This window comes from Pseudomonas sp. PAMC 26793 (assembly GCF_000313235.1).
Taxonomy (GTDB): domain Bacteria; phylum Pseudomonadota; class Gammaproteobacteria; order Pseudomonadales; family Pseudomonadaceae; genus Aquipseudomonas; species Aquipseudomonas yamanorum.
In genome coordinates this window covers 107501-132721 of sequence record NZ_AMXG01000058.1, presented here as the reverse complement: position 1 = coordinate 132721, position 25221 = coordinate 107501, and the positions used below count along the sequence as shown (strand labels likewise).

Genomic DNA, 25221 nt, shown 5'->3' with positions numbered 1-25221 from the left:
GTCCGTTTGATGAAAGTCCTGTTCATGTGCACCGCCAACAGCTGCCGCAGCATTCTCTCGGAAGCATTGTTCAACCATCTGGCGCCGCAAGGTTTCCAGGCCATCAGCTCCGGGAGCTTTCCCAAGGGCCAAGTGCTGCCCCGCAGCCTGACCACCCTGAAGGCCGCCGGCATCAGCACCGAAGGTTTGTACAGCAAGGGCAACGACGCCTTTGAAGGCAGCCCGCCGGACTTCGTCATCACCGTGTGCGACAAGGCTGCCGGGGAAGCCTGCCCAGTGTATTTCGGCCCGGCCATCAAGGCGCATTGGGGGTTGGAGGATCCGTCGGATGTTCAAGGCGATGAAGTCCAGGTCGACGCCGCGTTCCGCGACACCCTGGCAATCATTGAACGGCGCTGCCGAGCTTTTTTCGAGATTCCGTTCGCCAGCCTGAGCCCCGTTGAACTCAAGGCCGAACTTGATCGCATCGCCGCGTTGTAACCGAAGAGCCTGGCGAGTAGTCGATCTGAAGCCCTTTTCCGGCGTATGCTCGCGGGTAACCGTCACTGCGAGCCCCCTCAATGAGTTCCATGCAGCACGCCTGGCTGGGCAACTACGAAGTCAGCAGCACATCGTGCACCGGCCTGACATTTGCCCGCCACAGCCATGATGAATGCGTGATCGGCGTCAACCTGCTCGGCGAGGAACAGGTGTGGCTGGACCGCCGCACGTTCGAAGCCGGCCCCGGCAGCATTACCTTGTACAACCCCGGACAGATTCAGGGCGGCGGCGCAGCCGAGGGGCGGCCGTGGCGGTTTGTCAGCCTGTATGCGACTGCCGATCAATTGGCGGCTGACCTGGGTCTGGCACACTTGGAGTTCGACCGTTCGCTGTGCTTCCAGCCGGAGCTGGCGATGAAACTGGCCGGTGCGATTGAAGGTTCGCTGAGTGCCGATCCGATCGCCCGGGAGCTGAGTGAGGAAGCCTTGGTGGTGCTGCTCGGCGAGGTGGTCAGTTGCAGCGGCGTGCGCCTGCCTGGCAGCACAGCGGTGGGTCGCGGGCTGGTGATCAAGGCTCAGGAGTTGCTGGCAGAAAACCTGCACCAGGCGGTGGCACTCGATACCCTTGGTGACGAGCTGGGCCTGTCGAAATTCCATCTGCTGCGAGCCTTCCAGAAAGAAACCGGACTGAGTCCGCGCCAGTGGGCGATGCAACTGCGCACTCGTCGCGCCAAAGGGCTGTTGCGCTCAGGCGTGGCGGCGTCGCAAGTGGCCCACGCCCTCGGGTTCGCCGATCAGAGCCATCTGAACCGGCATTTTCGTGCGGCCTACGGCATTACCCCCGGTCGCTATCAAAGCGTGCTCAAGGGCTGAAAAGCGCAATCTGGTTCAAGACGACTTCTTCACCCTCCCCCAAACTACCGGCCATCCATTGAAGGAAGGCAGGCATGTTGACGATCTTTTTTTCGGCGCTGGTGTTTGGTTTTGTGTTTTGCCTGTCTCCGGGGGCGGTGCTGGCGGAAACCCTGCGCCGTGGGCTATTGCACGGGTTTACGCCGGCGTTGTTGGTACAGGTTGGCTCGCTGGTGGGCGACGCCGTGTGGGCGGTGATTGGGCTGACCGGCATGGCGTTGTTGATCCAGCATGAGTCGGTGCGGGTGCCGCTGACGGCGGTGTGCGGGTTGTATCTGGCGTGGCTCGGGGTGCGCAGCCTGATGGATGCCTGGCGGCTGCCGGAATCCGACAGTGCGCCGGCCAGGTCCGGGCAGAATGCGCTGATGGTGGGGGCCGCGATTTCCCTGGCCAATCCGAAGAACATTGTTTATTGGGGGGCCTTGGGCAGCGCGCTGTCGGGGATAGTCGGGGCGACGCCGAGCCATGGGCAGACGTTGATGTTTTTTGCGGGGTTCATGGTGGCGTCGGTGCTTTCGTGCTTTTTGATTGCGGCGTTGGTTAACCTGTTGCGCCAGAATGCGTCGCCCATGTGGCAGAGGGTTAGCTATGGCGCTTGCGGTGTGGTGCTGCTGTATCTGGCGGTTCTGGCTTTGCGGGCGATTTGAGGGGGGATTGAGTACATATCGGTTATTTAGGTAACGGCCGCCTATGGTTCCGCTCTTACAGCGGCTCACTTTGGAAAAGCCGGAATGCCGGCCCAGCCCAAAGTAAGCAAAACGCTCTGCCCAGCCTGTCGGCACCTCGCTGGGTCTCGGTGTTCCCTCGGGCTTATTGGGGCAGTCAGATCAAGATCAAAAGCAAGAGCACAGCGGCCTACCGGCCGGCTTTAGTGTTAAAAGCAGGGGCAAGATCCAGAGCGAAAACCGATCTGCTTTTCTGTGGGAGCGGGCTTGCTCGCGAAAAACCTGAGAGCGCCGCGTTCATCCAGAATGCCCTCGTCATCGTTAACGATCTTCGCGAGCAAGCCCGCTCCCACATTTGGACCGTGCCCGCTTTAGCTTTTGATTTTGCTCTACAACACTCAAGCCGGCCGGTAGGCCGCTGTGCTCTTGCTTTTGATCTTGATCTTAGGCGCCCCGTTAAACCACGCTGGCCGAACGCAGGCTTTGGAGCGTGGGTAACCCGGCAGGACGCCGGGTTAGCCGCGCTGGGCCAAGGATGGCCCATCGCGGCGGCCCACGGTCCAAAGCCGGAGTGAGGGCACTCCGAGCCTAGGCGAGGTGCCGAGTGGTGGGGCAAGAGCGTTTTGCTTACTTTTGCGCTTTTCAAAAGTGAGCCGCCGTAAGGGCGGAACCAACAGCGGCCGTTACCTAAATAACGGATACACACACAACCCAAAAAAAGCCCCCTCATTGGCCAAACCAGTCAACCAAGTTGAAAGCTTTGACCATTGCCCACCCACCGCTCTAGAGCGACTATTTCACCGGTCTACGTACCCATCCTGAAAATAAAAAAACACAGGGATTTGAAGCGATGCGTGATTACTCGGCTGCCATCACCCAGTTCAATTACCAACTCACCGTCGAAACCGCCTTGTCGGGCAACCTGCAGGCCCTCAACGCCTGCGTCGAATGCTGCGACCGTCACGCCTTACCCGGCCGCATCGCGCTGTTCTGGGAGGGCAAGGACGGCCGCAGCGCCACCGTCACCTTCACCCAATTGCAGGACCAGGCCGCACGCTTCGCCAACTTCCTCCTGGCCCAGGGCGTAAAGCGCGGTGACAAGGTAGCAGGCCTCCTGCCACGCACCGCCGAGTTACTGATAGTGGTACTCGCCACCTGGCGCATCGGCGCGGTCTATCAGCCGCTGTTCACCGCCTTCGGCCCCAAGGCCATCGAACATCGCCTGAACAGCTCCGGCGCAGCATTGGTGGTCACTGACGCCGTGAACCGCCCCAAACTCAATGAAGTGGCCGACTGCCCAACCATTGTCACCGTCGCCGGCCCCAACGGCGAAGGCATCGTGCGCGGCGATTTCAGCTTCTGGGCCGAACTGCCCAACTATTCCAACCTCTGCGAACCCGTATTGCTGGGCGCCGAAGACCCGTTCCTGTTGATGTTCACCTCAGGCACCACCGGCCCGTCGAAAGCCCTGGCCGTGCCGCTCAAGGCAATCGTCGCGTTCCAGAGCTACACCCGCGACGCCGTCGACCTGCGCCCCGAAGACGCGTTCTGGAACGTCGCCGACCCGGGCTGGGCCTACGGCATCTATTTCGGCGTGACCGGTCCCTTGTCCATGGGCCACCCGATCACCTTCTACGATGGCCCGTTCACCCTCGAAAGCACGTGCCGCGTCATCAACAAATACGGGATTACCAACCTCACCGGTTCCCCCACGGCCTATCGCCTGCTGATTGCCGGCGGCGAGCAGTTCGCCAAGTCGATCAAGGGCAGGCTGCGCATTGTCAGCAGCGCCGGCGAGCCCTTGAACCCGGAAGTGATCCGTTGGTTCGCCGACAACCTCGGCGTGACCATCCATGACCATTACGGCCAGACTGAACTGGGCATGGTGCTGTGCAACCACCACGGCCTGGAACACCCGGTGCACGTGGGTTCCGCCGGCTTTGCCTCGCCAGGCCACCGCATCGTGGTACTGGACGACAACCATCAGGAACTGACTGCCGGCCAGCCGGGCATCCTCGCCATCGACCGCGAACAATCGCCGATGTGCTGGTTCGCCGGCTACGACGGGGTCAAGACCAAGGCTTTCGTCGGCAAGTACTACCTCAGCGGCGACACGGTGGAGTTGAACCCCGACGGCAGTATCAGCTTTGTCGGGCGCAGTGACGATGTGATCACCACCTCCGGTTATCGAGTCGGCCCTTTCGATGTGGAAAGTGCATTGATCGAGCATCCGGCCGTGGTGGAAGCCGCGGTGGTGGGCAAGCCATGCCCGGAACGAACGGAGATCGTCAAAGCCTTTGTGGTGCTCAGCGAGCAATACCGCGCCGAGCCGGCCCTGGCCGAAGAGCTGCGCCAGCACGTGCGCAAGCGCCTGGCGGCGCATTCGTACCCACGGGAAATCGAATTTGTCAGCGAGCTGCCCAAGACCCCGAGCGGCAAGCTGCAACGCTTCATTTTGCGTAATCAGGAAATTGCCAAGGCCCAGGCGGCCACGGCGTGACCCACTCTTCAAGGAAACAATGATGCAGATTGAGAACAAGGTTTTTCTGGTCAGCGGCGGCGCTTCAGGCCTCGGCGCGGCCACGGCCGAGATGCTGGTAGCTGCCGGTGCCAAGGTAATGCTGGTGGATTTAAACGCTGACGCCGTGGCGGCCCAGGCGCAAAAGCTCGGCGAGCAGGCCCGCAGCGTGGTCGCGGATATCAGCCAGGAAGCCGCCGCCGAAACTGCGGTACAGGCCACGGTAGCGGCCTTTGGTGGTTTGCACGGGTTGGTCAACTGCGCCGGTGTGGTTCGCGGCGAGAAGATCCTTGGAAAAAATGGCCCTCACGTTCTGGCCAACTTCGCCCAGGTGATCAACGTCAACCTGATCGGCAGTTTCAACCTGTTGCGCCTGGCTGCGGCGGCTATCGCTGAGACCGAGGCGAATGCTGATGGCGAGCGCGGTGTGATCATCAACACGGCGTCGGTGGCGGCGTTTGACGGCCAGATCGGCCAGGCGGCCTATGCCGCCTCCAAGGGCGCGATCGCCAGCCTGACCCTGCCGGCGGCCCGCGAATTGGCGCGCTACGGGATTCGGGTGATGACCATTGCCCCCGGCATTTTTGAAACACCGATGATGGCTGGCATGACCCCGGAAGTGCGCGAGTCCCTCGCCGCCGGTGTGCCATTCCCGCCGCGCCTGGGCAAGCCAGGCGAGTACGCCGCGCTGGTGCGGCATATCATTGAAAACAGCATGCTCAACGGCGAGGTGATCCGTCTCGACGGTGCCTTGCGCATGGCGGCCAAATAAGGAGATTTTTCATGACTGATCCCATCGTTATTGTCAGCGCCGTACGCACCCCAATGGGCGGGTTCCAGGGCGATCTCAAAGGCCTCACCGCTCCGCAACTGGGCGCTGCGGCGATTCGTGCGGCGGTCGAGCGCGCCGGTATTGCTTCCGATGCCGTGGATGAAGTGCTGTTCGGCTGCGTACTGCCCGCCGGCCTCGGCCAGGCACCTGCACGTCAGGCGGCGCTGGGTGCAGGCCTGGATAAATCCACCCGTTGCACCACGCTCAACAAGATGTGCGGCTCGGGCATGGAAGCCACGATCCTGGCCCATGACTCGCTGCTGGCGGGCAGCGTGGAAGTGGTCATCGCCGGTGGCATGGAGAGCATGTCCAACGCGCCGTACCTGCTGGACCGCGCCCGCAGCGGTTACCGCATGGGCCATGGCCGGGTACTCGACCATATGTTCCTCGACGGCCTTGAAGACGCCTACGACAAGGGCCGCCTGATGGGCACCTTTGCCGAGGACTGCGCCGAGCACAACGGCTTTTCCCGTGAAGCTCAGGACGCGTTTGCCATTGCCTCCCTGACCCGTGCGCAACAGGCGATCACTGACGGTAACTTCATCGCCGAAATCGTTCCGGTGCAGGTCACCGTGGGCAAGGAACAGAAAACCATCACCCACGACGAACAGCCGCCAAAAGCGAAGCTGGACAAGATCGCCACCTTGAAGCCGGCCTTCCGCGAAGGCGGTACGGTGACGGCGGCCAACTCCAGTTCGATTTCCGACGGGGCGGCGGCGTTGTTGCTGATGCGCGAGTCTGAAGCGCAGAAGCGCGGGCTCAAGCCGCTGGCGGTGATCCATGGTCACGCGGCATTTGCCGATGAGCCTGGCCTGTTCCCGGTGGCGCCGGTGGGGGCGATCCGCAAGCTGATGAGCAAGACGGGTTGGAACCTCGACGAAGTCGACCTGTTTGAAATCAACGAAGCCTTTGCCGTGGTCAGCCTGGTGACCATGAGCAAGCTGGAAATTCCCCACAGCAAGGTCAATATCCACGGCGGTGCCTGTGCCCTGGGCCATCCGATCGGCGCGTCCGGCGCGCGGATCCTGGTGACCCTGCTCTCGGCCCTGCGCCAGAAAGGCCTGAAGCGCGGCGTTGCGGCGATCTGCATCGGCGGCGGTGAAGCCACGGCCATGGCCGTTGAATGCCTGTATTAAGGACCACCTATGCTCCCGAATGACGAACAACTGCAAATCAGCGAAGCCGCCCGGCAATTTGCCCAGGAACGGCTCAAGCCGTTCGCCGCCGAGTGGGACCGCGAGCATCGCTTTCCCAAGGAAGCCATTGGCGAAATGGCCGAGCTGGGCTTTTTCGGCATGCTGGTCCCGGAACAGTGGGGCGGTTGCGACACCGGCTACCTGGCCTACGCCATGGCCCTGGAAGAGATCGCCGCCGGCGACGGCGCCTGCTCCACCATCATGAGCGTGCACAACTCGGTGGGCTGTGTGCCGATCCTCAAGTTCGGCAACGACCAACAGCGGGAACAGTTCCTCAAGCCCCTGGCCAGCGGCGCGATGCTCGGCGCTTTTGCCTTGACCGAGCCCCAGGCGGGTTCCGACGCCAGCGGCCTGAAAACCCGTGCCCGGCTGGAGGGCGATCACTACGTACTGAATGGCTGCAAACAGTTCATCACCTCCGGGCAAAACGCCGGGATCGTGATTGTGTTTGCGGTCACCGATCCGGCTGCCGGCAAGCGCGGTATCAGCGCCTTTATCGTGCCCACCGACTCGCCGGGCTACAGCGTGGCGCGGGTCGAGGACAAACTCGGCCAGCATGCCTCCGACACCTGCCAGATCCTGTTTGAGGACTTGAAAGTGCCGGTGGCCAACCGTTTGGGCGAGGAGGGTGAAGGCTATCGGATCGCCTTGGCCAACCTCGAAGGCGGGCGCGTCGGCATTGCCTCGCAAGCGGTGGGCATGGCCCGGGCGGCGTTTGAGGCGGCCCGGGACTACGCCCGCGAGCGGGAAAGCTTTGGCAAGCCGATCATCGAGCACCAGGCCGTGGCCTTCCGCCTGGCGGACATGGCGACGCAAATCGCCGTGGCGCGGCAGATGGTGCATTACGCCGCCGCCCTGCGTGACAGCGGCAAGCCGGCGCTGGTGGAGGCGTCCATGGCCAAGTTGTTTGCTTCGGAAATGGCCGAAAAGGTCTGTTCGGCAGCCTTGCAAACCCTCGGCGGTTACGGTTACCTGAGCGACTTTCCCCTGGAGCGGATCTACCGCGATGTGCGGGTCTGCCAGATTTACGAAGGCACCAGCGATATTCAACGCATGGTCATTTCACGCAATCTCTGAGGAGTATCTATGAGTTACGAAACCATTTTGCTGGACGTCCAGGGCCGTGTCGGGCTGATCACTCTCAATCGCCCGCAAGCGCTGAACGCTTTGAACGCACAGCTGGTCAGTGAGCTGAACCAAGCGTTGGACAGCCTGGAGGCCAATCCGGAAATCGGCTGCATCGTGCTCACCGGCTCGAAAAAGGCCTTTGCCGCCGGCGCCGACATCAAGGAAATGGCCGAGCTGACCTACCCGCAGATCTACCTCGACGACCTGTTCAGCGACAGCGATCGCGTGGCTAACCGCCGCAAGCCGATCATTGCGGCGGTCAACGGCTTCGCCTTGGGCGGGGGCTGTGAATTGGCCTTGATGTGCGACTTCATCCTGGCGGGCGACAACGCCAAGTTTGGCCAGCCGGAAATCAACCTCGGCGTGCTGCCGGGCATGGGCGGCACCCAGCGCCTGACCCGCGCCGTAGGCAAGGCCAAGGCCATGGAAATGTGCCTGACCGGGCGCTTTATCGATGCGGTGGAAGCGGAGCGTTGCGGGATTGTCGCGCGGATCGTGCCGGCGGATGAGCTGTTGGACGAAGCATTGAAAGTCGCGACCCTGATTGCCAGCAAATCGGTGCCCATCAGCATGATGGTCAAGGAAAGCGTCAACCGCGCGTTTGAAGTGAGCCTGTCCGAGGGCGTGCGCTTTGAGCGCCGGGTGTTCCATGCGGCGTTTGCCACACTGGATCAGAAGGAAGGCATGGCGGCGTTTGTGGCCAAGCGTGCGCCGGAGTTCAAGGACAAGTAAACACTGTCCTGAAACGCTGAAGATCAAAAATGTGGGAGCGGGCTTGCTCGCGAAGACGGTGTTACAGTCACCCGATGCATCGACTGATCCACCGCCTTCGCGAGCAAGCCCGCTCCCACATTGGTTCTGGGAATACCTGTTACAGCTGGTAGTTTTTCAACTCTCTGGCAATCACCATCCGCTGAATCTCGCTGGTGCCCTCGTAAATCTGGGTAATTCGCGCATCCCGGTAGTAACGCTCCACCGGGTAATCCTCCAGATAGCCATAACCCCCATGAATCTGCATCGCTGAAGAGCACACTTTCTCGGCCATTTCCGACGCAAACAGCTTGGCCTGGGACGCTTCCGACAGGCACGGCTTGCCCGCACTGCGCAATCGGGCCGCGTGCAGGATCAGCAAGCGCGCCGCATTCAGACGGGTTTGCATATCGGCCAGCAGGTTGGCCACGCTCTGGTGTTCAATGATTGCCTTGTCGAACTGCACCCGGTCACGGGCGTAGGCCAGCGCCGCTTCAAAGGCGGCGCGGGCGATGCCCAGCGCCTGGGCGGCAATCCCGATGCGCCCGCCTTCGAGGTTGGACAGGGCGATGGCCAGGCCTTTGCCGCGTTCGCCCAACAAGTTGGCTTCCGGCACCGTGCATTGGTTGAGGGTGACGGCGCAGGTGTCCGAGGCACGAATGCCCATTTTGTGTTCGGTACGGTCCACCACGAAGCCCGGGGTGCTGGTCGGTACGAGGAATGCCGAGATGCCTTTCTTGCCCAGGTCCGGGTCGGTCACCGCAAACACGATCGCCAGTTTGGCGCGCTTGCCGTTGCTGACAAACTGCTTGGCGCCGTTGATCACCCACTGGCCGTCCCGCAGTTCGGCGCGGGTACGCAGGTTGTGCGCTTCGGAACCGGCCTGGGGTTCGGTCAGGCAAAAGCACCCAATGGCCTGGCCGCTGGCCAGTTCCGCCAGCCAGGTTTCCTTTTGTTTCTGTGAGCCGTAGTTGAGGATTGGCCCGCAACCGACTGAATTATGGATACTCATCAGTGCGCCGGTGGCGCCGTCACCGGCGGAAATCTCTTCCACCGCCAGGGCGTAGGCCACGTAGTCGACGTAGGTGCCGCCCCATTCTTCGGGCACGACCATGCCCAGCAAGCCCAACTCGCCCATCTTAGCGACGAGGGCGTCGTCGATCCAGCCGGCCTTTTCCCAGGCCTGGGCGTGGGGCGCGATTTCGCCACGGGCAAAATCCCGGGCCATGTCGCGAATCATTACCTGTTCTTCAGTAAATTCAATATCTTGCATGACTTAGTTCCCGTTCTTGTCGAAGTCGCGGAAGAAGCTTTCGACATGATCAGCCTCCAACGCTTGGAGGGTAGGAGGGTTCCAGCGAGGGTTTTTGTCCTTATCGATCAGCAGCGCGCGCACGCCTTCGATCAAGTCGCCACGGGCGAACCATTGGCGGTCCAGGTGCAACTCCAGGGCAAAGCACTGCTCCAGGGGCAGGTGGCGTCCGCGGCGCAGCATCTGCAGGGTCACGGCCATGGCCAGGGGCGAGCGGGTTTGCATCAGGCTGGCGGTGGTCAGCGCCCAGTCATGGCTGTCGGCGACGGTGACTTGCTGCAATTGCTCGACGATGCTCGGCACATCCGGCAAGGCAAAAAAGTGGTCGATGGCCGGGCGCAGCGCCGCCAGTGGCGCGTCGGGCAATTGTTGCACCGCCAGGCCGGCCAGCAGGCCTTGCAGGTCTTTGAGTGGTGAGTCGTGCCATTTCAGGCGGTCCAGGCGCTGGTCGAGGTCGGCGAGCCTGGCGCTGTCGAGGTACCAGTCTGCCAGCCCGCAATACAGGGCATCGGCGGCGCGAATCTGTACGCCGGTCACCCCGAGGTAGACCCCCAGTTCCCCGGGAATACGTGGCAGGAAATAGCTGCCGCCCACATCCGGGAAATAACCGATGGCCACTTCAGGCATTGCCAGGCGGCTGCGCTCGGTGACCACCCGCAGGTCGGCGCCTTGTACCAGGCCCATGCCGCCGCCGAGGACGAAGCCGTCCATAAGCGCCAGGACCGGCTTGCGGTAGCGGTGAATAGCGAGGTCTAGGGCGTATTCCTCGACGAAGAAGTCTTGGTGGAGGGTGTCGCCGTTCTTGAAGCTGTCGTACAGCGAGCGAATGTCGCCCCCGGCGCAGAAGGCTTTTTCACCGGCACCGCGCAACACCACGGCATGCACCTCGGGGTCGTTGGCCCAGGCCTGCAAGTGCCGGCTGAGGCTGCGGACCATGTCCAGGGTAATGGCGTTCAGGCCGGCGGGGCGATTGAGGGTCAGGTGGCCTATGTGGTTGCGTACGTGCGCCAGGACCTCGTCGTGCACGACCCCGGCGCTGCTTGCTTCGGATGAAACCTGAGCAGTCATCTCTAACTCCCTGCTTTTATTGTTCTTTATCAAGATGTTCGTAGGCGAACCATCTCGCGATCGTACCAGTGCAAATTTGCCCAGTACAAGTCGGAATCATGCAGGTCGTTTTTGCATTTTTGCCCTAGGGAGGATGCCGGCCCTAGCGTTGGAAAACCGCGCCGATCGTCCGTCGCCGGGCATAGCGTTCGCTGGCCTGGATCAGTTCTTCCAGTTCCTGCGGTGTCACGTCCAGGAACTGCTCGCGCTCGGCCAGGGCCTGCTTGAGGTCTTCGGCGCTGATGCCGGGGCTTTCGATGGCCGTTGGCATAAAGTTCGGTGCAGCGGGCTCGCTGGCTCCCTTGGGATAGCGCGTGCGGGTTGCGTTGTTATAGACCAGTGCGCAGGCCAGCAAGGCAGCGGCGCCCAGCATGACGACGCCCAGTTCGTGCCAGCCGATGGCAATGGACGCGGGATCAGCCAGCACCAGGCTCATCGCCAGCCCGCCCGCAGGTGGGTGCAGGCAGCGCAGCCAGCAGATCAGAATGACGGTCATCCCGGCGGCCAGGCATGCGCTGCCCAATGTGCGTCCCAACACCCGCGCCACCAGCAGCGCAACGACCCCGGCACACAGGTAGCTGCCAATGATCGACCAGGGCTGGGCCAACGCGCCGGAAGACACGGCAAACAGCAGCACCGCCGAGGCCCCCAGCGGACCTATAAGGTGCAAGGCGACCTCCATACCAAACACCTGGGCGCACACCCAGACACTGAACAGGGTGCCTAACGCCATGCCGATGGCGGCACGACTCCATTCGGCGGGGCGGGTATTGATGGCAGCGGGTAACCAGCGAGCGAGCATTGACGGGCGATCCATAAAAAGCGGGCAAAAAAAAGGCTTGTCTGGTTTCCCGGAAAAGCCTTTCAAAACAGTTCCTGCATTTGGGGGAGGAACCCGCGCAGTGTGCCAATCGGACAAGGTTGCCGCCAATGCATATTAATGCAGGTCAAGTGCAGTATTTTTGCGGTAAAGCGGCTCAACCAACAGGTATCAGGCGGGTTGGGGGCGGCAGCGGGCTGCCGATCTTGCCCAGTACCCGATCATTGGTTTCCTCATTGATCAGCAGGTTCTGTACGTTTTCCCGCAGCGAGGGATCGTTGGCCAGTGGCCCCTTGAGTACTACCAGTGCATCACGCAGTTCCATGAGCCGATCCAGTTTTGGTTGGGGGATATAACCCACATTCACCTGGTCGCGAGATAACGGCGCAACAGTGTCAGAAGCAGCAGGGGCGGGCAATCGATGGTCGGACACAGAGCATTCCTCTAGATGAAATAAACGGCAGGGCTAAGTGCTGTTTAAAACGTATTTATTGTTACTGCGGCTGTTTCTTTAGTCGGGTACTTCGCGGTAGATGGCTTGTTACTAGGTTCGTTGAGTTTTGTGTGAAAGCAACAGGAAGGCCCTGCGCCGAACCTTTGGTGTCTCTAAAAGTAATTAGAAGGTATTAAATAAATAACTCACTTTGCAGGCGAGTCTACAGTCGGTGACTTGGAGCGGGAAGGGGGCGTGGCATCGGCGCGTGCGTATAGATGCGTAGGATCTTTCTCGATAGTTACAATCCGGAAAGTTTCGAAGTTGCATGGATAAAGAAGTTTCTTACATGCACTTGGATTTATAACTACGGACTGTACTGGCGCGGGATAAGCGGTCTGTGCCGCTTATCCCATTGCCAAGTATCAAGGTTGCGTGGGTTTGGTCAAATGCAGCAGCACGTAGGGGTTCTTGTCGAACTGGCCGGTCAGCACCGGTTCCAGTGAGCGAATACGCGGATCGCTCAAGGCCTCGTAGTCCGCCTGGCTCATGATCAGCCAGGCAGGCGCCTGGATCGGCGCCAGTTCGGCGGGCAACTGGGTAAACAACGGCACCCGGTCGCAATCGAGGTTGACCATGAACTTGATGGCTTTCGCGTCCTTGCCCAGCGCGTGCAGCACCAGTGGCGCTTGTTCTTGCTGGATGAGCGTGTGGGCCTGGAGGGTAAAGGTGCGCGTGTCATACAGCCGGCGCTCCAAGGGCTCGACCATCACGATATAGGCGAGCCACACCGCGAGTACGGCAGTGAACGCCGGACCCAGGTAGCGCAGACGCCGGTTGAACAGCAGTCCCAGCGCCAGAGTCTGTAGCGCGATCAGCAGCCCGAACACCGGATTGAGACTACCCATCTGCTCAGGGAAGCGATGACGTGCCACGAACAAACCTGCGATCAGCAAACCCGGAATGACCGTCCACAGCGCCAGCATCAGCCAGCGCAACCCGGCGAACAGTTTTCCGCGCGCTACCTGGAATGGATACGCGGCAATGATCGCCGCCATGGGCAGCATCGGTAGTACATAGCGGGCTTTTTTCGCTTGGGGCACCGACAGGCCGATCATCACGATCAAGCCGGCGGCCAGGCAATACAGCACCAGTTTCAACGCCGGGCCCTTGTCTTCGCGACCGCCGGCGACAATCGCAATCAGCGCCAGTATGGCCAGTGGATAGGCAGGCGCGTAATTGCCCATGGAGCTGGCGAAGTAATACAGCTTGCTGCTGGAGCCTTCGGTACCGTCCATGCGGCCGAGGAACTGCATGCGGATCACGTCCTGCATGAACGCCTCACCGCCACTGAGCTTGGCCAGCAACAACAACAGGCCGACACACGCCGCCAGCAACGCCAGCGCCAACAAGCCAAAACTGAACAACTGCCGCCATTGACGATTGATCAGGTAATAGCTGCACAGCATGCCGGTGGGAATCACCAGACCGATGGGCCCACGGATCGCGAACCCCAGGATCAGCAGCAGGAACAGCCAGTGCAGGCGTTTGCCGGCGCCGAAGTGGTCATGGGCATAACCCAGGTAAAACACCGCCAGGGCCACGGCGGCCAGCATCTGGTCGAGGGACACCGCGCGGGTTTCGCTGATGAAGGTACTGCTGAGCAGCAGCACCGCAATGCTCAGCAACGCCCAGCGCCGGGAGTAGGGCGCGGTCAGCCGGTAGATCAGCACCACGATCAGCGCCGAAGCAATGGCCGTTGGCAGCCAGGCCGTCAGGCTGGTGACCTGCCCCAGAGGCAGGGACAGCAGCCAGGTCATCAGCGTCGAGGTGGCCAGGTAATCGGCATAAGGTTGCCCGTACGTTGTCGGGAAAAACCCCGGCCCATGGCGCAGCATCTCCTGGGCGAACAGCACGAAGCGCGAATCAAAACCGATGATGGCCTGGTTCCAGTTGCCTGCGATAAACAGGACCAGTGCCAGGAGCCCCAGCACCCAAGAGTGTCGGCGGATCGTCGGGTTGAGCAGGGGCGGATGGGCTTTGTCCACGTCTTAGGCTTCCTCGGCCTGAGGCACCCAGTTTTGCTGGGGGATCGGCAAGTTGCAGGAGTCGCCGCGGCCCATCGGGAAGTACTGGATGCCTTTGCGCGCCAGGCGTTCGCCGTCGTACAGGTTGCGACCGTCGAAGATCACCGGGGTTTTGAGGCGCTGCTGGATCAAGTCGAAGTCCGGTGCCTTGAACTGCTGCCATTCGGTGCAAATGATCAGGGCGTCGGAGCCGCTCAAGGTGGATTCCGGGGTGCCCATCAGCATCAGGCGCGGGTCATCGCCGTAGATGCGTTGGGTTTCCTGCATGGCTTCCGGGTCAAACGCGCGCACATTGGCGCCGGCGGCCCACAAGGCTTCCATCAGTACCCGGCTGGGTGCATCGCGCATGTCGTCGGTGTTGGGCTTGAACGCCAGGCCCCACAACGCGAAGGTCTTGCCCTTGAGGTCGCCCTTGAAGAACGCATTGGCACGTTCGAACAGCTTGCTCTTCTGGCGCTGGTTGATGGCTTCCACGGCTTCCAGCAGGTCGCTGGAGCAGTTGGCCGCCTTGGCGCTGTGGATCAGGGCGCGCATGTCCTTGGGGAAGCACGAGCCGCCATAACCGCAACCCGGGTAGATAAAGTGGTAGCCGATCCGCGAGTCGGCACCAATGCCCAGACGCACAGCTTCGATGTCGGCGCCCAAGTGTTCGGCCAGTTCGGCGATCTGGTTGATAAAGCTGATCTTGGTGGCCAGCATGCAGTTGGCGGCGTACTTGGTCAGTTCGGCGCTGCGCAGGTCCATGAAGATGATGCGGTCGTGGTTGCGGTTGAACGGTGCATACAGCTCGCGCATCACTTCGCGCACTTCTTCACGCTCGCAGCCGATGACGATGCGGTCCGGACGGCGGCAGTCGGCAACGGCCGAGCCTTCCTTGAGGAATTCCGGGTTGGAGACGATATCGAATTCCAGATGGCGGCCGGCAAGGTGCAGGGCTTTTTCCATGTGCGCGCGCAAGGTGTCGCCGGTGCCGACGGGCACGGTGGATTTTTCCACCAGGATCACCGGGTCGATCCGGTGGCGGGCCACGGCATCGCCTACCGACAGCACGTATTTCAGGTCGGCCGAACCGTCTTCGTCCGAAGGGGTGCCCACGGCGATAAACAGCACTTCACCGTGTTCAACGGCGAGTTTCTCGTCATAGGTAAACGTCAGGCGACCGCCTTCGAGGTTTTCCTTGACCATGGCCGCCAGGCCCGGCTCGAAGATGCTTACGTGGCCCTGTTGCAGCAACTTGACCTTTTTCTCGTCAACGTCCATGCAGATGACATCGTGGCCGACTTCGGCCAACACGGTGGCCTGTACCAGACCGACGTAACCGCTACCAAATACACTGATTTTCATGGGGCATTCCTGGGACTTGTGGTGCTAGCACGACGAGAGTTGATAGTCAGGACTCCGAGAATGACCAAGGCCACGCCCGTAGTTTTTGAAACGGAAAAATGTTCGTTGAAGACCGGCAGGCTGGCAGCCAGCAGGTACACCAGCGCGTAGCTGATGCTGAGCAGCGAGTAGGCGCGCCCCAGCGGCAAATCTTTCAGTGCGCCGAGCCAGCAGAGCATCGACAGGGCATAGGCAATGATCGCCAGGATCACCACCCCCAGTGCGCCGAGGTCGATGGCGCCGGTGTTGAGTGCTGTCAGCCATTCAGTGGGCAGCGGCAGGCGCGTCATGCTCCAGCGCATGCCCAACTGGGCACCGCTCACCAGTGCAACGCTGCCCAGGGCCAGGGCAAAACCGCGAGCGCGACTCATACCTGGCGCCCCAGCAGCACTACACCGGCAATCACCAGCAGCACACCGAACCAATGGCGGCCATCGATGTGTTCGTGGAACACAAAGCGCGCCACCAGGGTGACCAATACAAAGTTGAGACTGAGCATCGGGTAGGCGATGCCGACTTCCAGGCGTTGCAGCACCAGCAGCCACACCAGCAAACCCAGACCCAGGCACACCAGCGCCGACCACAGCCACGGCGAACGCAGCTTCAAGGCCCAACCATCCGGCTGGTCACGCCAGCTTTCAACTGCAAACTTCTGGGACACCTGGCCCATGCAGGTCAACAGGCAAGCGCCCAACAACAGCAGCAACGTGGTCATGGTGCGCTCTGCGGGAAGATCAGGATCACGATATTGCCCTGCTCGTAGCGCTTGCCGTCTTTGGGCAGCAGGTCCACTTCCTGGCGCTCGTCGTCACCCTTGACCCGCATCACAACGCCCACCGAACCTTGTTTACGCGCATCGCTCATCCATTGCTGGACGCTGGCGGCATCGATCTTGCGGTAAGCGGTGTCCGGGAAGGCGATGCCGTATTTCACTTCGCCAACGGTGTTGTAAAGCATCACTTCAGGCCGCTGCAGGCGCCACGACAAGGCCGATGCGGCACCGAGGTCGTTGCTCAGCAGGGCGGTGGTCGGCTGCAGCTCCTGGAGGTGATCAATGATGAACTGGTCCGGGGTCTTGTTATAAACCACCGAGTGCGGCAACGCGGCCGGCACCAGCGCCACCAGCAACCAACTGCCCATTACCGGTGCGGCCCACATCTGCAATGGGCGTGCGGCTTGCAGCAGGTTGGCAATGATCCAGCCGAACAGGAAGACGAACACCAGCACCAGGCTTAAGGTTTCCTGGCCGTGCTCATACACCGGCTTCTTCAATTGGAACCAGGTCAGGGCCAGCAGCCCCAGCACGCCAATGACCAGGTTCAGCCAGCCATTGATGCGCAGTACGCGGCCACGGGCCCGGGCCAGTTTGTCGGCCAGGGTGTGCCCCATCAGCAAAGCGAGAGGCAGCAGGCACGGCATGATGTAGGACGGCAGCTTGCCCTTGGCCAGGCTGAAGAACGCCAAAGGCATCAGCAACCACAGCAGCAGGAAGGCGATTTTGGCGCTGCGCTTTTCCTGCCAGGCCTGTTTGGCGGTGGAGGGCAGCAACGCCACCCATGGCAGGCTGAACGCGACCATCAGCGGCAGGTAGTACCAGAAGGGCTCGGAGTGCTGGGCGTCTTCGCCGGCAAAGCGCTGGATGTGCTCGTGCCAGAAGAAGAAGTGCCAGTAATCCGGCTCCTGGGCATGCACCATCAGTGCCCAAGGCAGGCTTACGACAATCGCCACTGCCACGGCCACCAGGCCATAGGTGAGCAGTTCACGAAAGCGTTTTTGCCAGATCATGTAGGGCAGGGCGATCAGTACGGGCAGCAGCCAGGCGAGGAAGCCCTTGGTCATGAAGCCCATGCCGCAGGCGAACCCGAGCAGGGCCCACGACCCCAAGCGGCCACGGGTGGTGGTGCTGTCGAAGCAGAACCACAGGGCAGCTCCGGTCAGATTGACCCAGAAGGTAAACTGCGGATCGAGGTTGGCGTAGCCCGCCAGGAACGCGACGCTGACGAAACTCATGTACAGCACGGCGCTGACCAGGCTCTTGCGCGGGTCGTTCCACAAACGCCGGGCCACGCAGTACACCAGCAGGATGCTCAAGCCAGTGCTCAAGGCCGAGGCGAAACGCACGCCGAACAGGTTCTGCCCGAAAATCGCCTGGCCCAGCGCGATCATCCAGTAGCCGGCCGCCGGTTTTTCGAAATAGCGAATCCCCATGAAATGCGGCGAGGCCCATTTGCCGGTCAGCAGCATTTCCTGGCTGATCTGCGCATAGCGGGTTTCGTCGGGGATCCACAGCCCATGGGTGGTCAACGGAATCAGGTAGAACACTCCGAAAGCCAGCAGGAGCAGGGGCAGGGCCCAGCGCCGGATCATGCCTTTTGCACTCCGAGCCAGCCTTCACGGCCGCTGAGCACGCCGCGCACCAGCTGTTGCTGGGGCAGGGTGGTCAGGTCGGCGGGCAACAGGTCGCCCAACGGTTTGAACTCGATGCCGCGCTGCCCTGCCTGGGCGAGCAACTGGCGAAAATCATTGGCCATCAGAATCCCTTCTACTTCTGCGTGGATCGTATAGACGTTGAGCTTCGACGGCTTGAAGCGGTCGAGGATGTAACTGTTGAAATCCTTGGCGGCCACCACCGGGCCTACGACTTCGTCGAAGGTCGGCATGTCCACCGGAATTTGGGGCGTGCCGGCACTGCCATCCGCCAGGGTTGGCCGGAACAGGCTGGTACCACGGCAATCGCTGTTGTAGCGGAAATTGAACGCTTGCTTGGCTTGCACCACGCGCTCATCGGCACGCCACCCGGCGGCGGCTGAGCAGTCGATGGGCTCACCGAGGATGTCGTTCAAGGTGTCGACGCCACGGCGAATCTGCTCGATCAGCTGTGCATCGCTCCAGCGCCCGGTGTTGGCTTGCCAGCCATGGTGGTCCCAGGCGTGCAGCCCGACTTCATGCCCGGCAGCCTTGGCCTGGCGCATCAAGTGCCCCAGGTCGCGACCGATGGGTTTTCCTGGCCAGGCGGTGCCGGCCAGCAAAATGTCCCAGCCGTACAAACCGGCAGCGTTGGAGCGCAGCATCTTCCACAGGAATTGCGGGCGGATCAGGCGCCACAAGTGGCGCCCCATGTTGTCCGGCCCGACGCTGAAGAAGAAGGTCGCCTTGACCCCGGCTTCGTCGAGCGACTCCAACAACCGTGGCACCCCTTCACGGGTGCCTCGATAGGTGTCGACGTCGATGCGTAGACCTGCCTGCATCAGCGCTTGTCCGCGATTTCGAGCATGGCTTCACGCAGGAAGAAGTCCAGGGTGTTGCCGATGGTTTCGCTCATCTCCACGGTAGGCTCCCAGTTCAGCAGGCGCTTGGCGTTTTCGATGCTTGGCTTGCGGTGAGCCACGTCCTGGTAACCGGTGCCGTAGAACGCCTTGCTCTCTACGTCGCGGAAACCGGCAAACGGAGGGAAGTTGCTGCGCAGTGGGTGAGCTTCGAACTGACGCAGCAGTTCTTCGCCCAACTGACGGATGCTGGCTTCGTTTTCCGGGTTGCCGATGTTGATGATCTGGCCGTTGCAGTTATCGTTGTCGTTATCGATGATGCGGGCCAGGGCCTCGATACCGTCAGCGATGTCAGTGAAGCAACGCTTCTGCTCGCCACCGTCGAACAGACGGATCGGCGTGCCTTCCACCAGGTTCAGGATCAGCTGGGTGATGGCGCGGGAACTGCCGATACGGGCCGAGTCCAGGCGGTCGAGGCGCGGGCCCATCCAGTTGAATGGACGGAACAAGGTGAACTTCAGGCCTTTGTCGCCGTAGGCCCAGATCACGCGGTCCAGCAGCTGCTTGGAGACCGAGTAGATCCAGCGTTGCTTGTTGACCGGGCCCACCACCAGGTTGGAGGTGTCTTCGTCGAAGTACTGGTCCTGGCACATGCCATACACTTCGGATGTCGACGGGAAGATCACGCGCTTGTTGTACTTCACGCAGTAGCGAACCAGTTTCAGGTTCTCTTCGAAGTCCAGTTCAAACACGCGCAGCGGGTTGCGGGTGTATTCGATCGGAGTGGCGATGGCCACCAGCGGCAGGACCACGTCGCACTTCTTGATGTGGTACTCGATCCACTCGGAGTGAATGCTGATGTCGCCTTCCACGTAGTGGAAGTTCGGGTGGCTGCGCAGGCGCTCGATGGCGTCGGAGCCGATGTCCAGGCCGTAGATTTCGTAGCGGTCGTCACGCAGCAGGCGCTCGGACAGGTGGTTACCGATGAAACCGTTCACACCCAGGATCAGTACGCGGGTACGGCGTGGCTTGCGGCCGGACTCGGCGCCGCGCAGGACGGAACCGTCCACCAGGCCCAGTTCATCAGCCAGGGACGGGCCGGCCAGGTACAGGCCGTTTTCGTTGCGCTGGCCGAACTTGACCACCAGGGAGTCTTCACCGCAGGCGATGCGCAGCGGGTTGACGCTGATCACGCGGCCTGGTGCCAGGCCTTCGTTGCCTTTGACGACTTCAGCGCTCCAGACGATCAGCTTGTGCTCGCCTACCGCGCAGAAGGCGCCCGGGTACGGTTGGGTAACGGCGCGAACCAGGTTGAACAGCTCTTCAGCCGGTTTTTTCCAGTCCAGCTTGCCGTCAGCTGCGGTGCGACGACCGAAGTAGGTGGCTTTGCTTTCGTCTTGGGCGGTTTCGGTCAGCTTGCCTTGAGCCAGTTGCGGCAGGGCGTCACGCAGCAGGCTAGTGGCCGCGTCACGCAGTTTGGCGTGCAGGGTCAGGCCGGTGTCGGTGCGGTCGATCACGACTTTCTGCTGGGCCAGGATCGCGCCGGCATCGGCACGCTTGACCATGCGGTGCAGGGTCACGCCGGTTTCGGTTTCGCCGTTGACCAGTACCCAGTTGGCCGGTGCGCGGCCACGGTATTGTGGCAGCAGGGAGCCGTGCAGGTTGAACGCGCCTTTCTTGGCGGTGGCCAGCAGGGCTTCGCTCAGCAGGTTGCGGTAGTAGAACGAGAAGATGTAGTCCGGGTTCAGCTTGGCGATGCGCTCGATCCACAGCGGGTGGTTGGCGTCTTCCGGGGCGAGCACCGGGATACCGTTACGGGCGCACAGTTGGGCGACGGAACCGTAGAAATTGTTTTCCTTGGGATCATCGGCATGGGTGAACACGGCCGCAATTTCGTAACCCGCATTGAGCAGGGCTTCGATACCAGCACAGCCAATATCGTGGTAAGCGAAGACAACAGCTTTTGAATTCATGACGAAACCTGATCGGAAGGAGAAGTAGAAGTGTGGGAAGAGGTCAGGCCATCGACCGTGAAGGTCTCGGCCGGTGCTGCCGGTTGGTTGCGCAGCACTTTTTCAATAAAGAACCGTGGGCGGGCCCGGACGTCACTGTACATGCGGCCCAGGTATTCACCCAATAGGCCCATGCCGATGAACTGGCCTCCGGTAAAGACAAACAGTACGGCGAACAGGACGAAGGTACCGTCGCCGGCCCAGCCTGCGCCAAAGGCCAGGCGCAGGATGATCAGCGCAAAGGCGAAGAGCATGCCCAGCGCCGCCATGCTGAAGCCGACGATGCTCAACAGGCGCAATGGCGTGGTGGTCATGCAGGTCAGCAGGTCGAACATCAGGCTGATCAGGCGCATCGGGCTATATTTGGATTCGCCATGTTCACGCTCGGCGTGATGCACCAGGATTTCCGTGGTGTGCCGCGCGAAGCTGTTGGCCAGGATCGGGATAAAAGTGCTGCGCTCGCGGCAGGCCAGCATCGCGTCGACGATGGTGCGACGGTAAGCGCGCAGCATGCAGCCGTAGTCGCTCATGGCCACGCCGGTGGAGCGCTGCACGGCGAGGTTGATCAGGCGCGACGGCCAGCGGCGGAAAGCCGAGTCCTGGCGATTGTTGCGCACGGTGGCAACCACGTCGTAGCCCAGGGCGGCCTGTTCGACTAGACGCGGGATTTCTTCCGGCGGGTTTTGCAGGTCGGCGTCCAGGGTGATCACGACGTCGCCCCGGCAATGCTCGAAGCCGGCCATGATCGCGGCGTGCTGGCCGTAGTTGCGGTTGAGGATCACCGCCACCACGTTGCTGCCTTCGAGGGCGGCGGCGTCTTCCAGCAATTGCGCAGAATTGTCGCGGCTGCCGTCATCCACCAGGATGATTTCGTATTCGTAAGCCAGCTGTTTGCAGGCGGCCATGGTGCGGCGCAGCAGCTCAGGCAGGCTTTCTTGTTCGTTGTAGACCGGGATAACGATCGACACGCAATGAATTGGATAGGGTTTCAAAGATTCATTACCTCGGGGGTTTAGAGCAACTTGGAGCGTAAACACAGCCATTATCATCAGCCTCGCACGGCGGGCATCCGATCAAAGATAGCGTTGGTTTGTGGCATTCATTCGACAGTCCTGACAGGTCACAGTGGGTCTTCCATGGATTGTGTGAGTAAAGACCAAAACGCTCAAAGGTAAAGCGGAATCAACGAGTTAACCTGCAAATTACGGTTCGCTCTCAAGTCGTGCCGCCAAGATTAAGCGCAAAAATGTTCAACGAATATGAAACGCAGATGAAAAAGTCGTTTTTTTGGCAGGTAGACAGCTAGTGTTCAGGTAAACAACAGAACCACGGACAACACCGTCGTTGGCCCCTGCAGACTGGATAGTGGCCTTTTCCTGCGCGCGGGTTCATTCCTGAAGAATCTTCTCTGCAATGCCGTGCAAGTGCCGGTAAAGTAAGCCATATCTTGCCAGGGCAGTCGGATGAATAGCGTGCAGCGTTTACGGCCAATGTTGATGGTGTTGTTGATGACGGTGGCCTGGGCTACGAGCGTGCGGGCCGATGACGGTGTGGCACTGACGGCCATCGACCCGGTGCCCGATGGCGTAGAAGTGCGGGGTAAACAGGTCGGAGCCTTCACCTGGAGCGATAAACAGGGCAAGAACCTGTTGGTGCTCGCAGAGCAAGTCAGCGAACGCGACGACGACGGCGCGCAGTCGGCCTTTGTCTACGCGGCCCAGTACCTGCTTGATGGTGACCGGCCCAAGCGCCTGTGGATGCTCTACGACGACGTGCAGCATTGCGAGTTCGACGCCGGCGCACACTTCAACACCGACGCCACCAAGGTCACCGACTTGCTGGGTGACGGCATCAGCCAGGTCACGGTGGGGTATAGCCGCACCTGCACCAGCGATGTCAGCCCCAATGATTTCAAGCTGATCATGCACATCGGCAAGTCGCAGAAGTACCGCCTGCGTGGCATCGACCGCTATGGTGCCAGTTGGTGGGATGAAGACGCCGGCGCCCTGCAAGGCATGCCGTTGCCCAAGGATTGCAGCATCGCCGCCCAGCAAGCGCTGGTCAGCCAGTACAAGGAGCAGGGTACCGAGCTACCGCTTCCGGGCTGTTATGGCGACGAGGAGGACTTTGCCAAGGCGCCCAAACCGTACCTGGAGTTCATGCGCCAGCACTGGTTTGCCTTGATGCAGAAGCAGGACACCGACTGGAGCCAGCAGCAGACACCCGCCCCGGCGGAAGACGATCAGGAATAGCCCCATGGATTGACCTGCGCTAGACTCGGCGCTCGCCAATTCACTAAATATGTCGATTAAACAAATGGTTAGTCGACATATTTAATCCAAAGGCTGATCTACCTTGACTGAGTCTACCCGCAACCCGCTGACCCTCTACCTCACCCGCCTGGCACCCTCCAGCCAACTGACCATGCGCTACGTGCTGCAAGACGCCGCCGACCGCCTGGGCTTTGAAGACATCAATCTCGAAGACATCGACTGGCACCTGCTGCAGCCTGAACACGTCATGGCCCTGGTGGCGGCGTTGCGGGAAGACGGTTATGCGCCGAACACCTCCTCGCTGTACGTCAACGCCGTGCGCGGGGTGATGAACGAGGCCTGGCGCATGAGCCTGATCAGCCAGGATCACCTGTTGAAGATGCGTTCGGTCAAGGCCATGGCCGGCACGCGGCTGAGCCAGGGCCGCAATCTTCGGCGTACGCTGATTCGTGAGTTGATGGAGGTCTGCGCCGCCGACCCGCGTCCCCAGGGCCTGCGGGATGCAGCGGTGATCGGGATCCTGTATGGCTCGGGCATGCGCAAGTCGGAGTCGGTGAATATCGAGTTGGGCCAGGTCAATTTTGACGAGCGCAGCCTGCAGGTCACCGGCAAGGGCAACAAACAACTGATCAAGTACGCGCCGGCCTGGGCCTTCGCCAAGCTGGAGGCGTGGCTGGAGTTCCGTCGCAGCCAGTTGAAACCCGGTGAGCAGGACGACAGGTTCCTGTTCAACCGCATTCGCCGGGGCAGCCACATCACCCGAGAGCGCATCACCAAGCACGCGATTTACTACATCGCCCGTCAGCGCGGGGAACAAGTCGGCGTGAAAATCATGCCCCATGATTTCCGGCGCTCGTTCATCACCCGGGTGATTGAAGAGTACGACCTGTCCATTGCCCAGAAGCTGGCGCACCACACCAATATCCAGACCACCGCCAACTATGACGTGCGTGACGACAATGAGCGGCGGCGGGCAGTGGATCGATTTGATTTGTAGCGTCCTCGCAAAAAAAGATTGAATATTCACACCTAATGTTATTTAAATAACAAAACAAGAGCGCCACGACCTGCCTGGTCGTGCCGTAACAAGGTGGAATAGCAATGGGCAAGATCGCAGTCATCGGCAGCAATATGGTGGATTTGATTACCTATATCGACCGCATGCCGGTCCAGGGCGAAACCCTGGAAGCGCCGGGCTTTGCCCTGGGTTGCGGCGGCAAAGGGGCCAACCAGGCGGTGGCGGCAGCCAAGCTTGGGGCGGATGTGTTGATGCTCAGCAAAATCGGCGACGACATGTTTGCTGATAACACACTGGCCAACTTCCAGCGTTTTGGTATCGACACCCGTTACGTACAACGGGTGCCCGGCGTGTCCAGCGGCGTGGCGCCGATTTTCGTGCGGGCCGACTCCCACAACAGCATTTTGATCGTCAAGGGCGCCAATGCGCATTTGCTACCGGCTGATATCGACGCGGCGGCCGCCGACCTGCGCGAGTGCACGCTGATCGTGCTGCAACTGGAGATCAATCTGCCGACGGTCTACTACGCCATCGAATTCGCTCAGCGGCATGGCATCGCCGTGCTGCTCAACCCGGCACCGGCGTTGGCCGGGTTGAGCGCTGAGCACTTGGCGCAGTTGGACTTCCTGATCCCCAACGAATCCGAACTGGCGTTGATTACCGGCCAGGTCGTGGACTCGCCGGACTCGGCCCGCACTGCCGCACGCACCCTCGTCGCCAGCGGCATTCGCCATGTGATCGTCACCCTCGGCGAACACGGTGCGTTGTACGTGGGCGAGGAGGGGGAATTCGAGGTGCCGGGCCAGCGGGTCGACGCCCGTGACACCACCGGCGCCGGTGACGCCTTTATCGGTTGCTTCGTTCAGCACTGGAGCCGCGACGGCCATATCCGGCATGCCATGGAGCAGGCGGTGGCGTATTCGGCGTGCTCAGTGATGGCGCTGGGTACCCAGACCTCTTATCCCGACAGCGAAGCATTCGCCCGCTTCCAGCAACAGCGCTAACACCCTCTACCCAGCCCGGAGAACAA

The 25221-nt window shown here is 61.2% G+C and carries 23 protein-coding genes; 11 read left to right on the top strand and 12 right to left on the bottom strand.

The window, feature by feature from the left end; genetic code table 11:
• The first annotated feature begins 9 nt into the window (after window positions 1-9).
• From D109_RS0131095 to D109_RS0131055, 8 genes are all read left to right on the top strand, one after another.
• Window positions 10-480: an arsenate reductase ArsC gene (locus D109_RS0131095; RefSeq protein ID WP_017480357.1), complete on the top strand. Its 471-nt coding sequence runs from the start codon at window positions 10-12 to the stop codon at window positions 478-480.
• A gap of 80 nt (window positions 481-560) precedes the next feature.
• Window positions 561-1352, top strand: coding sequence for an AraC family transcriptional regulator (locus tag D109_RS0131090; protein WP_026078339.1), 792 nt, complete (start codon window positions 561-563; stop codon window positions 1350-1352).
• 74 nt (window positions 1353-1426) lie between these two features.
• The gene (locus D109_RS0131080) at window positions 1427-2038 is read left to right on the top strand and encodes a LysE family transporter (RefSeq protein ID WP_017480355.1); all 612 of its coding nucleotides are present in this window, start codon (window positions 1427-1429) and stop codon (window positions 2036-2038) included.
• Window positions 2039-2906: 868 nt separating this feature from the next.
• The gene (locus D109_RS0131075) at window positions 2907-4556 is read left to right on the top strand and encodes an AMP-binding protein (protein WP_017480354.1); all 1650 of its coding nucleotides are present in this window, start codon (window positions 2907-2909) and stop codon (window positions 4554-4556) included.
• A gap of 22 nt (window positions 4557-4578) precedes the next feature.
• Complete coding sequence (locus D109_RS0131070; RefSeq protein WP_017480353.1) at window positions 4579-5346, top strand: SDR family NAD(P)-dependent oxidoreductase; 768 nt, start codon at window positions 4579-4581, stop codon at window positions 5344-5346.
• Window positions 5347-5357: 11 nt separating this feature from the next.
• The gene (locus D109_RS0131065) at window positions 5358-6542 is read left to right on the top strand and encodes an acetyl-CoA C-acyltransferase (RefSeq protein WP_017480352.1); all 1185 of its coding nucleotides are present in this window, start codon (window positions 5358-5360) and stop codon (window positions 6540-6542) included.
• A 9-nt stretch (window positions 6543-6551) separates the two neighbouring features.
• Window positions 6552-7679, top strand: a complete 1128-nt coding sequence (locus D109_RS0131060; protein WP_017480351.1) for an acyl-CoA dehydrogenase — start codon at window positions 6552-6554, stop codon at window positions 7677-7679.
• Window positions 7680-7688: 9 nt separating this feature from the next.
• On the top strand, window positions 7689-8462 hold the full coding sequence (locus D109_RS0131055; protein ID WP_010171088.1) for an enoyl-CoA hydratase: 774 nt from the start codon (window positions 7689-7691) through the stop codon (window positions 8460-8462).
• A 139-nt stretch (window positions 8463-8601) separates the two neighbouring features.
• Here D109_RS0131055 and D109_RS0131050 read toward each other — a convergent pair whose 3' ends face one another.
• The 12 genes from D109_RS0131050 to arnC all read right to left on the bottom strand — a co-directional run bounded on the left by D109_RS0131050 (window position 8602) and on the right by arnC (window position 21892).
• The gene (locus tag D109_RS0131050; RefSeq protein ID WP_017480350.1) at window positions 8602-9753 is read right to left on the bottom strand and encodes an acyl-CoA dehydrogenase family protein; all 1152 of its coding nucleotides are present in this window, start codon (window positions 9751-9753) and stop codon (window positions 8602-8604) included.
• 3 nt (window positions 9754-9756) lie between these two features.
• Window positions 9757-10860, bottom strand: coding sequence for an enoyl-CoA hydratase/isomerase family protein (locus D109_RS0131045; RefSeq protein WP_017480349.1), 1104 nt, complete (start codon window positions 10858-10860; stop codon window positions 9757-9759).
• Window positions 10861-11002: 142 nt separating this feature from the next.
• Window positions 11003-11701: an HPP family protein gene (locus D109_RS0131040; protein WP_017480348.1), complete on the bottom strand. Its 699-nt coding sequence runs from the start codon at window positions 11699-11701 to the stop codon at window positions 11003-11005.
• Between the two features lie 175 nt (window positions 11702-11876).
• Window positions 11877-12056: a type VI secretion system contractile sheath small subunit gene (locus D109_RS1000000134705; protein WP_256219629.1), complete on the bottom strand. Its 180-nt coding sequence runs from the start codon at window positions 12054-12056 to the stop codon at window positions 11877-11879.
• 521 nt (window positions 12057-12577) lie between these two features.
• Window positions 12578-14200, bottom strand: a complete 1623-nt coding sequence (locus tag D109_RS0131030; RefSeq protein ID WP_017480346.1) for a glycosyltransferase family 39 protein — start codon at window positions 14198-14200, stop codon at window positions 12578-12580.
• Window positions 14201-14203: 3 nt separating this feature from the next.
• Window positions 14204-15583, bottom strand: coding sequence for a UDP-glucose/GDP-mannose dehydrogenase family protein (locus D109_RS0131025; protein WP_017480345.1), 1380 nt, complete (start codon window positions 15581-15583; stop codon window positions 14204-14206).
• Entirely contained in the window at window positions 15580-15993 is a 414-nt protein-coding gene (gene arnF / locus D109_RS0131020; RefSeq protein WP_017480344.1) for a 4-amino-4-deoxy-L-arabinose-phosphoundecaprenol flippase subunit ArnF, read from the bottom strand. Before arnF ends, D109_RS0131025 begins: the two co-directional genes overlap by 4 nt.
• Complete coding sequence (arnE, locus tag D109_RS0131015; protein ID WP_017480343.1) at window positions 15990-16337, bottom strand: 4-amino-4-deoxy-L-arabinose-phosphoundecaprenol flippase subunit ArnE; 348 nt, start codon at window positions 16335-16337, stop codon at window positions 15990-15992. The genes arnF and arnE overlap by 4 nt, the downstream gene beginning before the upstream one ends.
• Window positions 16334-17989, bottom strand: a complete 1656-nt coding sequence (arnT, locus tag D109_RS0131010) for a lipid IV(A) 4-amino-4-deoxy-L-arabinosyltransferase (protein WP_017480342.1) — start codon at window positions 17987-17989, stop codon at window positions 16334-16336. Before arnT ends, arnE begins: the two co-directional genes overlap by 4 nt.
• Complete coding sequence (arnD, locus tag D109_RS0131005) at window positions 17986-18870, bottom strand: 4-deoxy-4-formamido-L-arabinose-phosphoundecaprenol deformylase (RefSeq protein WP_017480341.1); 885 nt, start codon at window positions 18868-18870, stop codon at window positions 17986-17988. The genes arnT and arnD overlap by 4 nt, the downstream gene beginning before the upstream one ends.
• Window positions 18870-20861, bottom strand: a complete 1992-nt coding sequence (arnA, locus tag D109_RS0131000) for a bifunctional UDP-4-amino-4-deoxy-L-arabinose formyltransferase/UDP-glucuronic acid oxidase ArnA (protein WP_017480340.1) — start codon at window positions 20859-20861, stop codon at window positions 18870-18872. The genes arnD and arnA overlap by 1 nt, the downstream gene beginning before the upstream one ends.
• Window positions 20858-21892, bottom strand: a complete 1035-nt coding sequence (arnC, locus tag D109_RS0130995; RefSeq protein ID WP_032869197.1) for an undecaprenyl-phosphate 4-deoxy-4-formamido-L-arabinose transferase — start codon at window positions 21890-21892, stop codon at window positions 20858-20860. The genes arnA and arnC overlap by 4 nt, the downstream gene beginning before the upstream one ends.
• Before the next feature lie 471 nt (window positions 21893-22363).
• Between arnC and D109_RS0130990 the strand changes: the two genes are divergently transcribed.
• From D109_RS0130990 to rbsK, 3 genes are all read left to right on the top strand, one after another.
• Window positions 22364-23152, top strand: coding sequence for a M949_RS01915 family surface polysaccharide biosynthesis protein (locus tag D109_RS0130990; RefSeq protein WP_026078338.1), 789 nt, complete (start codon window positions 22364-22366; stop codon window positions 23150-23152).
• A gap of 103 nt (window positions 23153-23255) precedes the next feature.
• Window positions 23256-24170 carry a tyrosine recombinase XerC gene (gene xerC / locus D109_RS0130985; protein WP_017480337.1) on the top strand — a complete coding sequence of 305 codons (915 nt, stop codon included), beginning with the start codon at window positions 23256-23258 and terminating at the stop codon, window positions 24168-24170.
• A gap of 104 nt (window positions 24171-24274) precedes the next feature.
• On the top strand, window positions 24275-25195 hold the full coding sequence (gene rbsK, locus D109_RS0130980; RefSeq protein WP_017480336.1) for a ribokinase: 921 nt from the start codon (window positions 24275-24277) through the stop codon (window positions 25193-25195).
• Window positions 25196-25221: the final 26 nt, after the last annotated feature.